General features: G+C 28.2%; 7 protein-coding genes and 1 tRNA gene. 7 read left to right on the top strand and 1 reads right to left on the bottom strand.

The features are described 5' to 3' along the window. Window positions 1-109: 109 nt before the first annotated feature. Window positions 110-1,336, bottom strand: a complete 1,227-nt coding sequence (locus ACJDTP_RS26500) for an aminopeptidase (protein WP_078116585.1) — start codon at window positions 1,334-1,336, stop codon at window positions 110-112. A gap of 313 nt (window positions 1,337-1,649) precedes the next feature. Here ACJDTP_RS26500 and polA point away from each other — a divergent pair, with 313 nt between their 5' ends. From polA to ACJDTP_RS26465, 7 genes are all read left to right on the top strand, one after another. Next, window positions 1,650-4,253, top strand: a complete 2,604-nt coding sequence (gene polA / locus ACJDTP_RS26495; RefSeq protein WP_406762904.1) for a DNA polymerase I — start codon at window positions 1,650-1,652, stop codon at window positions 4,251-4,253. A gap of 36 nt (window positions 4,254-4,289) precedes the next feature. Further along, window positions 4,290-4,889 (top strand): dephospho-CoA kinase, encoded by a 600-nt coding sequence (coaE, locus tag ACJDTP_RS26490; RefSeq protein WP_077838056.1) that lies wholly within the window; start codon window positions 4,290-4,292, stop codon window positions 4,887-4,889. A 14-nt stretch (window positions 4,890-4,903) separates the two neighbouring features. After that, window positions 4,904-5,539 (top strand): lytic transglycosylase domain-containing protein, encoded by a 636-nt coding sequence (locus ACJDTP_RS26485; RefSeq protein ID WP_011968147.1) that lies wholly within the window; start codon window positions 4,904-4,906, stop codon window positions 5,537-5,539. A gap of 97 nt (window positions 5,540-5,636) precedes the next feature. Continuing rightward, window positions 5,637-5,722 (top strand) — tRNA-Leu (locus ACJDTP_RS26480). A 394-nt stretch (window positions 5,723-6,116) separates the two neighbouring features. Beyond that, entirely contained in the window at window positions 6,117-7,826 is a 1,710-nt protein-coding gene (locus ACJDTP_RS26475; protein ID WP_406762903.1) for a methyl-accepting chemotaxis protein, read from the top strand. A 507-nt stretch (window positions 7,827-8,333) separates the two neighbouring features. Beyond that, a complete protein-coding gene (locus ACJDTP_RS26470; protein ID WP_406762902.1) occupies window positions 8,334-10,631 on the top strand; it encodes a YhgE/Pip family protein in 2,298 nt (765 codons plus the stop codon). A 34-nt stretch (window positions 10,632-10,665) separates the two neighbouring features. Continuing rightward, window positions 10,666-12,957 (top strand): YhgE/Pip domain-containing protein, encoded by a 2,292-nt coding sequence (locus ACJDTP_RS26465; protein ID WP_406762901.1) that lies wholly within the window; start codon window positions 10,666-10,668, stop codon window positions 12,955-12,957. Window positions 12,958-13,258 lie beyond the last annotated feature (301 nt).

Genomic DNA, 13,258 nt, shown 5'->3' with positions numbered 1-13,258 from the left:
TCCCGTTAAATACAGAAATCATCTTTTAAATTAGTCTATCTTTTTTTAAATTGTCCTTGACAAAGGGTACATTTTAAGCAATCCTGTATTTTTATTTTATTAAAAAATATTAAACCCAATTACCATTATTAAAAATTTTAATTTCTTCACCAGCTGGTGTAATACCGGTTATATTTGTATCTTTAGTTCCTATCATAAAATCAACATGTATCAACGATACATTTGAGCCAGATAGTATTGATTCTTCTCTTGTCATTTTTTCTCCGTTCTTTATGCAGCAAGGGTATGAAGAACCAAGAGCTAAATGGCATGAAGCATTTTCGTCATATAATGTATTATAAAAAATTATATTTGAATTTGAAATTGGAGAATTATATGGAACTAAGGCAACCTCACCTAAATATCTTGAACCTTCGTCTGTATTAAGAAGCTCGGTTAAAATATCTAATCCAGTTTCAGCAGAACAAGCTACAACTTTACCATTTTTAAATGTTAATGAAAAATTGTTTATTAAATTTCCACAATAGCTCAAAGGTTTTGAACTAAAAACAATTCCGTTTACGTCATCCAATTTAGGGGTAGTATAAACTTCTTCTGTAGGCATATTGGCAATAAATTTCAGACCATCTTGAGTAATATCCTCACCCCCACACCAAATATGATCTTGAACTAATCCTATTTTTAAATCAGTTCCAAGAGAATTTGTAAAACGAAGATATTTAAATTTATAGGAATTTAATTCTAATACCTTATCATGAAGAAGGTTAGTGTGCTTATTCCATGCATCTATAGGATCGGATTCTTTAAGTCTCATAACAGTAAAAATTGCATCCCATAATTTTTCAATTGCTTCACATGAGTTGGATTCACTAAAGACTTTTTTTGCCCAGTTTTCAGTTGGAATTGAAACTATGCACCAAGCATTTTTGTTGGAAGTACATGCGCTATGATATTTCTCTAAGGCTGTACGTCTGCCTTTTTGGTATGCCGATATTTTATCCGAATCTACATCTTTGAAAATATCTGGATCAGATGCGGAAATACTCAAAAATGCTGCATTATTTTCTACGTAATAGTCATATTTATCTTTTTCAAATTTTGGCGTAATAGAAAGAATTTCTTTTGAAGAATTATTAAATCGTATCTTATTGAATTTTTCATCATTATAATTTATAACTACATCAGAAGCACCAGCTTTATAGGCTTCATCTGCAAGTAGTCTTGCAAAGTTACTACACTCAATAGGGCTATTTATAACTAAAAGTCCATCTTTTTGTATATTTACACCTTTGATAATAGCAAGTTTAGCATATTTAGATAAAAGATTATCTAACAATTATATCACCTCATTACATAGTGGATTTTAATAACACTGGTTAATTTAAAATACTTTGAATTTAGAATTACAATCTATAATTAACATTATAACAATTTTTACAAGCTATCTGCTATAGTAAAATAAAGAATATACAAAATAAGAATTATTACTAATAATTATGGAAATAATATGAGATAAATTCATTACACAACAAGATACATGTATACTTTAAGTTATACAATATAGTATAATGAGTTTAAATAATGACTTGAAGTAGATAATAATATTTCTAGTTGAGTAAATTTTTATGTTAAATTTCAGGAGGTTTTTAATGAAAAAATTATTGATTTTAGACTCAAATTCACTTATGAATAGGGCTTTTTATGCTTTGCCTCCTCTTACAAATAGTGATGGAATAAATACTAATGCCATTTATGGTTTTATAAATATGCTACTTAAAATGAAGGATGAAATTAATCCTGATAGTATAATTGCTACTTTTGATTTGAAAGCACCAACTTTTAGACATAAAGAGTATTCTGATTATAAAGCAGGTAGGAATAAGATGCCGCCAGAACTTGCGGAACAATTTCCAATTATTAAAGAACTGTTTAAGTTAATGGGAATTAAGATATTTGAAGTAGAAGGCTTTGAGGCAGATGATTTGATTGGAACAGTATCAAAATTCGCTGAGGACAATAATACAGAAGTATTTGTAGTTACAGGAGATCGTGATGCTCTTCAACTAGCATCAGAAAAAACTAAAATTATAATTACTAAGAAAGGTGTCAGTGAAACTGCTGTTTATGATAAAAAAAGCTTTATGGATGAATTTGAAGTGACTCCAGAGCAATTTATAGATGTAAAAGGATTAATGGGAGATAAGTCAGATAATATACCAGGCGTTCCAGGAGTAGGAGAAAAGACTGCTTTTAAGCTTATAAAGGAATATGGATCTGTTGAAGAAGTTCTTAAAAATATAGATAAAATTTCTGGGAAAAAACTTAAGGAAAATTTAGAAAATAATGTTGAACAAGCAATATTTTCTAAGAAATTAGCTACAATTATGAGAGAAGTTCCAATCGAATTAAATTTGGAAGATATAAATTCTAGCAATAAAGAAAATATATTAGAAATTAAGAAGATGCTTATTAAACTTGAGATGAAGTCAATACTATCTAAATTTAATGATGATACAGCTCATGAAGAATCTAATATTGAAGTGAGAAATATTACTACAATTGAAGATATGAAAGCATTATTTTCAGAGATGAGAAATAGAATTTATATAGATTATACTTTAACTGATGCATCTAGATATTCTAAATTAAAACTTGAATATTTAATATTCGGGGAAGAAAATAAAGGTACTATTATAAATTTCAAAGACATAAGTTCTAAGGATAGTGAAGAAGCTTTAAAAGTTTTGAAAAATCTTATGGAAGATGATAATGTTAAAAAAGTTATTCATGATGGAAAAAACTTTGTTACATTTTTAAATAAAAATGAAATTGAAATAAAGGGATTTGATTTTGATACTGCGATAGCAGCTTATTTAATTGATTCATCAAAGAGTAAATACGAAATTCTAGAGCTTGTTAACCATTATATTGGTGATAATCCTAACAGCGAAGATAGCAATATTAAAGGAATTCTTTGCAGTTACTTACCTATGGTTTATGAAAAATTAAAAGAAAATCTTCATAAGGAAAATATGGATCAACTTTATTACGAAGTGGAGCATCCATTAATTTATGTGCTTTCATCCATGGAGAGTATTGGATTTAACATAAATCAAGGTATGTTAGATGAGTTACAGACTAAGTTTAAAAAAGAAATTGATAAGACACAAAAAGAAATATATGAATTAGCGGATGAGGAATTTAATATTAGTTCTCCTAAGCAACTAGGAAAAATATTATTTGAAAAATTGGATTTACCAGTTATTAAGAAAACAAAAACTGGATATTCAACTAATCAAGAAGTTCTAGAGAAGCTAATGAATAAGCATTATATAATACCTAAAATAATGTATTATAGGCAAATTACAAAGATAAATTCTACATATGTAGAAGGTTTAAAAAATGTAGTTGATGAAGATGGTCGTATTCATTCTAACTTTAATCAAACTGTAACTACAACGGGAAGACTATCTAGCACAGAACCTAATTTGCAAAATATTCCTATAAAGTATGAAATGGGCAGAGAGATAAGAAAGGTATTTATACCAATGGAAGAAACTGACATACTGGTTTCATGTGATTATTCTCAAATAGAATTAAGGGTATTGGCTCATATTGCTGGAGATGAAAATATGATAGATGCATTTGAGCATCATAGTGATATTCATACAAAAACGGCTTCGGAAGTATTTAAAGTTCCAGTAGGGGAGGTTACTTCTCTTATGAGAAGTAGAGCAAAAGCAGTTAATTTTGGAATAGTTTATGGAATAAGTGCATTTAGTCTTGCAGAAGATTTAAAGATCACAAAGAAAGAAGCAGAAGAATACATGGCTATATATTTAGAAAGATATCCTAAGATTAAAGAATATCTGGAAAATGTTGTGGAAGAAGCTAAAGAAAAGGGATATGTATTAACAATTTTAAATAGAAGAAGATTTATTCCAGAGATAAAATCTTCAAATAAGATAGTTAAGGCTTTAGGTGATAGATTGGCAATGAATGCACCAATTCAAGGAAGCGCAGCTGATATAATAAAGCTTGCGATGGTGAATGTTTATAATAAATTAAATGAAAAAGAATTAAAAAGTGAATTAATCCTTCAAGTACACGATGAACTTATTTTAAATGTAAAAAAAGACGAATTTGAAGAAGTTAAAAATTTAGTTGCTTATGAAATGGAAAATGCAATTAAGTTAAAGGTAGCACTTGATGTGGATGTTAATTTTGGAGATACATGGTACGATGCCAAATAATGTATTGTGGAATTAAAAAAAGGTGGTTTTTATAAAATGGTTAAAATTGGTTTAACAGGTGGAATCGGCACCGGAAAAAGCACTGTATCAAATATTTTAAGTAAAGAAGGACTAAAAATAATAGATGCAGATGCTATAGCTAAAGAAGTACTTGAAAATAATCCAAAGATATTAGAAATGGTTCGGGCACAATTTGGAGCAGGTTTCTTTGACTGGAGAGGTGAATTTAGAAGGAAAGAATTTGGAAACCACATATTCAGATTTCCTAAACAAAGAATCAAATATGAAAGTATAATTATGCCCTATATTAAACAATCAATTGAAGAAAAGATAAAATTGTATGAACAAAAGAATGAGAAAATAGTAATAATAGATGCTCCTACTTTAATTGAAAATAATATGCATGAGGAAATGGATTATATTGTACTTGTATATGCTGATAATTCAGTTCAAATTCAAAGAGTTATGAATAGAGATAAATTAACTAAAGTTGAAACTGTTAGTAGAATAAATTCTCAAATGTCTATGGAAGAAAAGAAAGAGTTTGCGAATATTATTATTGACAATAATACTGATTTAATTGAATTGCAGAAGCAAGTTTATGATTTTATTGATTTTATAAAACTAATATGCTAAGTAAGGAGAATATAATGAAGTTTCTAAGAAAAACCTTTTGTGCAATAGTATTCTTAGTAGTAATCGTAGCAGCAATTGGCATAGGTTCGAGATATATTATAAAAGAAAAGTTTTTTCCTTATAAGTACCAGCAGTATGTTGATATGTACAGTTCACAGTATAATCTAGATCCATTGCTAGTACTAGCAGTTATAAAAACTGAAAGTAAATTTGATGATGATGCGCATTCACATAAAAATGCTGTAGGTCTGATGCAAATAACGGTTGATACTGGACAATGGGCAGCGAAAGAAATGGGATATAATACATTCTCTAAAGAAGACCTATATAATGAAGAATATAATATTAAAATGGGATGCTGGTATCTTAGGCGTTTGAATGATACTTTTGATAAAGATATGGATTTAACAATTGCAGCATACAATGCGGGACCAACTAATGTGCAATCATGGCTTGATAATAGAAAATACTCTTCAGATGGAAAAAGTGTAGATTATATACCTTTTGGAGAAACAAAAAAATATGTTGATAAGGTAAACACATATTATCATATATATCAATATCTTTATGATAAAAAAGACGATTATTTTGAGGCAGATAAGGTAGTTGATCTGATGAAAAGTTTCCTAAATGTACATTTTTTAAGTTAATTATTAGTCTTTGCCTAATAATTAACTTAAATATTTTATGAAAATTACTTGAATTTTAAATAAGAATAGATTATCATTAAATGAGTAATTTATATTTGCAGGTGTGGTGGAATGGCAGACACGCTATCTTGAGGGGGTAGTGTTCACATGGACGTACGGGTTCAAGTCCCGTCACCTGCACCAAAATTTGATGAATTTCGTTGAGTTTCATATTTTAGAAACTTAGCGAAGAGCTTATATAACACATATTTAGTTATGAAAATAGCTAAATATGTGTTATTTTTTTGAAAAAACGTGTATTAGTATAAATAAAATATTTTTGGCTTTAAAGTTTTATCATTATTTATAGTCCCATTAATATGAATAATTAAATCTTTAAAATTACATATAATGGAATTTGATTTTAGAAAGTTTTTAATATAAGTTAATGAAATAATAATACAGTTGTTATAATGATAGCTGAAAATTAAAATTTTAATGAGATTAAAAGGTTTTTGTAAAAAAACATCGAATAAGTATTTATACGATATGAATTTATTAGATATTTATTATGTAATTAAAGGGGGAGAGGGTTTTAATGTTTAAATCTATTAAAGGTAAATTAGTATCACTTATATCTATGCTTATTATTTCAATGGTTCTTTTAAGTTTGTATTCAATTAATAACTTAAATGTGATCAATACAGTTTCAGCTAATATGTCTACAGAATTAATTCCAGGATTAATTCATTCAGGGAATATAAACACGATGACTTCTGATTTTAGAATAATGGAATATGAACATATAATCTCAACTGACAAAAATGAAATGGCTCAAAAAGAAAAAGATATGGAAGCGAAGAATAGTGAAATCCAAAGTAATATTCAACAATATGAAAAAACATTTTTTGATGATAAAGATAGGCAATTATTTGAGATAGCTAAAAATGATTGGAATCAATATTTGAAGGTACATGAGAAAGTTATAAGCTTGAGCAGAGATTTAAGAACTGATGAAGCCATGGAAATTATGAATGGAGAGGCAAAGGAATATTTTAGTTCAGCATCACAATCATTGACTGAATTGTCTAGGTATAATCAAGAAATGGGAGAAACTTTCTCTAAGCAAGGTAGTGATATATATCAAAAAGTAAAGAATATATCTATAATAATTATTTCAATATTAATTATTCTTTCAATAATTATTTCATTTATGATTATTAAAGGAATAGTAGCATCACTAAAAAGTTTAAAGAATGAGTTAGATGCACTTGCAGAAAAAGGTGGGGACCTAACTCAAGAAATTAAAGTTAAATCTAAGGATGAAATTGCTGGACTTGCAAATAGCTTGAATAAATTTATATTAAACTTAAGATTAATAATTAGTGAGGTCAATGAGAGTACTGAAAATGTTATACATATAAATAATGATATAAATAGTAAGATAGATGATCTATCAAGTACAATAGAAGAAGTCTCAAGTAGTACAGAGAGTATTGCTGCGGGAATGGAAGAAACAGCTGCATCATCAGAGGAGATGTTAGCAACATCTCATGAAATTGAAAAAGCTGTAGAGGGAATCTCGGAAAAAATTCAAGATGGATTAATATCAGTTGAAGGAATACAAAAAAGTGCAGATGCTGTTAAGAGAAATACGATTGAGTCACAAGAAAAAGCTAAGGCGATATTTTTAGAGACAAAAGAAGGTCTTGAAAAAGCTATTGAAAACTCACATATTGTAGCTAGAATTAGTATATTATCTGAATCTATAATAGAGATTGCCGCACAAACAGATTTGTTGGCATTGAATGCTGCTATTGAAGCTGCTAGAGCAGGGGATGCAGGAAAAGGATTTGCAGTTGTTGCAGAAGAGGTAAGAAAACTTGCAGAAGAATCTAAGAATGTAGTTACTGAAATAAAGAATGTTACTGATAAAGTTACAGAATCTGTAGGTGATTTATCAAGCAATTCAAGTAAGCTTTTGAAATTTATTTCAAATAATGTAGATAATGATTATAAATCTATGATGGAAGTAGCAGATAAATATAGCAAGGATGCAGAATTTGTTAATAGTTTAGTTTCGGACTTTAGTTCAACTTCAGAGGAACTTTTGGCATCTATACATGATATTTTGAAAACGATAGATCAAGTTGCGGAAGCTTCCACAGATGGAGCAGAAGGGACTACTGAAATAGCAGAAAAGGTAGTTGAAATTAATGAGAAAACTAATAAAATAATATTAAATATAAATGAATCGAAAGAGAGCACAAGCAAATTAATTAAAAAAATATCTACATTTAAATTTTAATAAAAGTAATTGCTAATTTTAATTTCTGATAGATAGAAAGAAGAGATAAGCATTGATTAACTAATTTTATAGCCCTTAGCATAAATAGCTAAGGGCATTTTATTTATTTTCTAGGAATTTATATTGTAATGAAATCTGTAGACATTGTGCCCCTTTGTGGGTATAAATTATGGAAAATGCTGATTCAAAAGGTCGCGTTTTAAATGAGAATAAAAAAGAAAATATATTCGCCTGACAAATTTTTCTCACGTACGTTAGAAAAGACAGAGGCGTAAAAAATATTATAAATGAACAGTTAAAATTAGATTTAAAAAGGGATTGGTTGTTAAATAAAATTATCATACATTTCATTTTAATTGAATAGGTAAATGTATAATAGTTATTTTCACCAAAATGGAAATGAAGTTTCAAGTGTGGAAAATAATTATTGAAGGAAAAAATGACTTTTGGTCATTTTTATATGATATAATTTATACAAAGAAATATTTTCTGACAGGAGCATTGAATATGAAGAATATAATAAATATTTTCAAAAGGGATATGAAGAATATATTTACTAACTGGGTGGCAGCGCTTGTTGTAGTAGTTTTAATGATAATACCATCTTTATATTCATTAATAAATATAGAGGCATCCTGGGATCCATATTCTAATACGAAGGGAATAGAAGTTGCAATTGTTAATGAAGATAAGGGAACGGTATACAAAGAACATAGTATAAATTTAGGCGATGAATTAGTTGATAAGCTTAAGGAAAATGATCAATTAGGATGGGTATTTGTAGACAAAGAAACTGCAAAGGATGGTTTAACAAATGAAAAGTATTATGCAATGATTGAAATACCACAAGATTTCTCCGAGGATGTTACAACCATAGTTAAGAAAGATGTTACAAAACCTAAGCTAATATATACTGTCAATGAGAAGAAAAATGTCATTGCATCTAAAATAACTGATGCAGGTGTAAAAAGTGTCAAAACTCAATTAGATGAGAATATAACAAAGAATATATCTGGAATAATGTTCAGATTATGTGATGAGATTGGTATAGATATACAAAACAATAGATCTGAGCTTAGAAATATAATAAATTCAGTATATAAATTAGATGATAATATGCCAGAACTTGAGAAAATGCTAGATGAAGCAATTAATGGAACAATAAGTGCTTCTGAATTAATGATAAAAACCAATGAGCTTATACCAACTGCGGCAGACACTATTGATGAAACTTCTGAATTTTTAAATGATACACAAAGTTTTCTAAATGAAACACAAGGAGATTTGCAGAATGAATCTCCACAAGTTAAAGAAGATCTTATTGAATGTGAAAATACACTAGATATTATAGGTACAGAGCTTAAAAATATTGATGAAAATATATCACCAGAAGTAGAAAAAAAGGCATTGTTACAGATATTAGATACGTCTAAAGCAATTAGGACTAGTACTGGAGATGCTAAGTCTAGATTGAAGAATATAAAAAAAGCTATTGATAAGATTAGCGAAATAGAAATCCCTAAACCTTCAATTGACAACTCACTACAAAGCCATGATGAGATAAAAAAGCTTCAGCAAATTTTTGATAAACAAGCAGATGTAATTGAAAATCAAAGAGATTTGTTAAGGCAGGAAAGTAGGACAATTTCTAAAATTATAGATAGGTTAGATAATATAGATAATAATCTTGATAAATTAATTGATAGAACTAATAAAGATATTGATAAATTAAATAGTGGAGATAAAATATTGGACACGCAGGATCTTACAGATACTAGAAAGGTATTAGATGATTTGCATAATTTAGTTTCTGATATAACAGATAATTATGATTCGGAAATTGTACCAACAATTAATAAGGGATTTGACTCAATGAGCGAGATAATTGATACTGGGTTAAACTTATCGGCTCAAGGAAAAAGAACTTTACCAGATGTTCAAGAGATGTTGAATACTTTCAAAAATACAGCAGATTTATCTAATGATGAATTAAAAAAATTAAAAGAAAAGTTTCCAGATATAAGAGATAATGTACATGAACTTGCACAGAGACTAAAGAAAATAGATAACAAGAAAGATATTGATGAATTATTAGATATGATAACAAATGATTGGAACGCTCAAAGTGATTTTCTATCTAGCCCTGTAGAAATTCAGGATAATAGATTATTTCCATGGCCTAATTATGGATCTACAGTAACACCATTTTATACAGTTCTTTGCTTATGGATTGGTGGATATGTATTATCAGTCCTAATTGGAACAGAGTCACATTCTATAGAAAATGATAAAGAATTAAACAAGTACGAGAAGTATTTTGGTAGATTAACATTATTTTTATTCATAGGAATAGGCCAAGCTTTAGTTGCTAGCTTAGGGGCATTGTTTATACTGCATTCTTATTCAGTCCATCCAGTAATGTTCGTCTTCTATTGTATATTTATAAGTGTTGTATTTAATTGCATAATTTACACAGCTGTTAGTCTTCTTGGGTATGGAGGAATAGTCATAGGTGTGGTATTGCTTGTTATACAGGTTGCTGGAACTAGTGGCAATTTCCCAATAGAAGTTAATCCGGCAGGATATCAAAAGCTATTTCCATTTCTTCCATTTACATATGCAATAAGTGGAGTTAGACAAATTATGGCAGGAGTAATATATTCAATATTATTTAAAGATAGCATTATATTATTAATGTTTATGATAGTATCAATTATTATTGGAGTTTTGGCTAAAGAACCGATAAATGCAAAAAGAATAAATATTGTTGAAAAATTAAAAGAAAGTTCAATAATGAGTAGTTAAAATAATCTATAGTGCAATATTAGGGGAATTAATTATGAAGAATATATTTAGGATATATAAAAGAGATATCAATAAAATACGTACTAATTGGGTAGCAAGACTTATGATTATAGTAATGATAATTATTCCATCTATGTACTCATTGATAAATATAAAGGCTTCATGGGACCCTTATTCCAATACAGCTGGAATTAAGATTGCTATTATTAATGAGGATAAAGGTACTGTATTTAAGGACAAGAATATGAATTTAGGAGAAGATTTAGTTGATAAACTTAAGGAAAATGACAAATTAGGATGGGTTTTTACAGATAAGGAAAATGCGGAGCAAGGTTTGCTGCTAGAAAAGTATTATGCAACAATTGAAATTCCAGAAAACTTTTCTGAAGACATTACAACATTGTTGGAAAAAAATATTAATAAGCCAAAGTTAATATATACAGTAAATGAAAAGAAAAATGCGATTGCTCCTAAAATGACAGATTCAGGTATAAAAACAGTAAAAAATGAGTTAGATGAAAATGTAATTAAGACAGTCTCAGGAATATTGTTTAGGATATTTAATGAAAGAGGAGTTGATATACAAGACAATAGACCTAAGCTTAGAAAAATAGTTGATAACATATATGAGTTAGATGATAATGTGTCAGAAATAGAAACACTTTTAGATGATGCAAGTAATGGAACAGTTGATTTGAAAAATGTGTTAACTAAAACTAATGATATGCTTCCAACAATATCTAATGCTATTGATTCATCAAGTGATTTTTTAAATAATAGTAAATCAGTTTTAGATGATACTCAAGGAAAACTATCAGATATTTCTCCAACAGTAAAGCAGGACTTAATAAAATCAGAAAATGTACTTGATAATTCAAGTGTAGAACTTAAAAATCTAGATGAGAATGTATTACCAGAAGTATCTAAAAAGGTGTTATTAAATATAAGGGATTCTGCTATTGCGACAGAGGAAACAATTAATAATATTAAATATAAACTTAGAAATATAAAGAAACTTATTGATAAATTAAGCGATATAGAAATCAAAATACCTTCATTTGGTGATAATGTTCCCAATGTTGATTCTATAAAATTAATAACAGACAAACTAGATAAACAATTAAATTCAGTAAAAAATATGCAAGATGATTTAAAAGATATAAGTGAAATAATTTCAGATAATATTGATAAGCTAGATACCATTGAAGATAAATTACAAATAATAGCTGATAAATCGGATGAAGAAGTTAAGAAAATAGATAATGAGGGATTAAATGTTCAAACACTTAAGGATATTATAAAAGTTGTAGATGAAGTACATAGTTTGGTGGCAAATATTACAGACAACTATGATTCAGAAATTGTCTCAGGAGTAGAAAAAAGTATTAATTCAACTAGAAACGTTTTAGATGATAGCTTATCTATTATTGAAGAAGGTAGAAATACATTACCAGAAGTAGAAAAATTGCTAAGTGTTTCACAGGATGCTACCAATTTAACTAATGATGAATTAACTAGTTTAAAAAATAAATTACCAGATGCTAAAAATAAGATTCATGAATTGGCGGATAAAATCAAGGATATGGATGAAGAAGATAAAATTGATGAATTATTGGACATGATGACAAGTAATTGGGAAAATCAAAGTGACTTTGTAGCAAGCCCAGTTGAAATAGAAGATAATAGATTATTTCCATGGCCTAATTACGGTACAGCTACGACTCCATTTTATACCGTACTTTGTTTATGGGTTGGGGGATTGCTGGCTTCTGCTTTATTATCGCTGGAAGCACCTAAATTTGATGATGGAACAGAGATTAAACCATATGAAATGTATTTAGGAAAACTATTACTATTTTTGACAGTTGGAGTATGCCAAGCATTAGTTGCAAGTATAGGTAGCATAATCATGCTAAATGTTTATGCAGTTCATCCTATAATGTATATCTTTTATAGTATATTTGTAAGTATTATATTTGTAATTGTTATATATACTGCAGCAAGTATACTAGACGATGTAGGGAAAGCAGCAATTGTTATAATATTAGTACTTCAGATGGCGGGAGCAAGTGGTAATTTTCCGATTGAAGTTGCACCAGTATTTTTTCAAAAATTGTTTCCTTTTTTACCTTTCACATATGCAATTAGTGGTATGAGGCAGATTATGGCGGGAATAGTGTATTCAATATTGATTAAAGATATAGTAGTTTTGTCTATATATATGTTTGGTTCATTAATTGCTGGAATATTATTAAAAGGATTTATGAACAGTATTACAGTTAATTTTATGGAGAAGTTAAAGAAGAGTGGAATATTGAGACATTAATAGTTGTTAAAATAAAATTATTATTAATTGGAATAAATAGTCAACACAACTGATTGCTGGCTATTTTTTTCTGTAAAAAATTAATTGTATACATTTATTTATAAAAGTAAGGTGGCATAATAGAAGAAAATGATATAATAAGGTTATAGTTTCATAAAATAGGGGGAAAAATGGAAAAGTATAAAAGACAATCAAATGATTTTGTTATGAGTAAATCTATAATCATATATATTTGAGCAAATTTCATATTTGCTAAATAGCTAATTTTCTAGTTTTAAGTTATTTAAAAAAGGAAAATCAC

The organism is Candidatus Clostridium helianthi (assembly GCF_045310795.1).
GTDB lineage: Bacteria > Bacillota > Clostridia > Clostridiales > Clostridiaceae > Clostridium > Clostridium helianthi.
The sequence above is the reverse complement of the archived record's forward strand: the minus strand, read 5'-3'. Positions and strand labels throughout refer to the sequence as shown.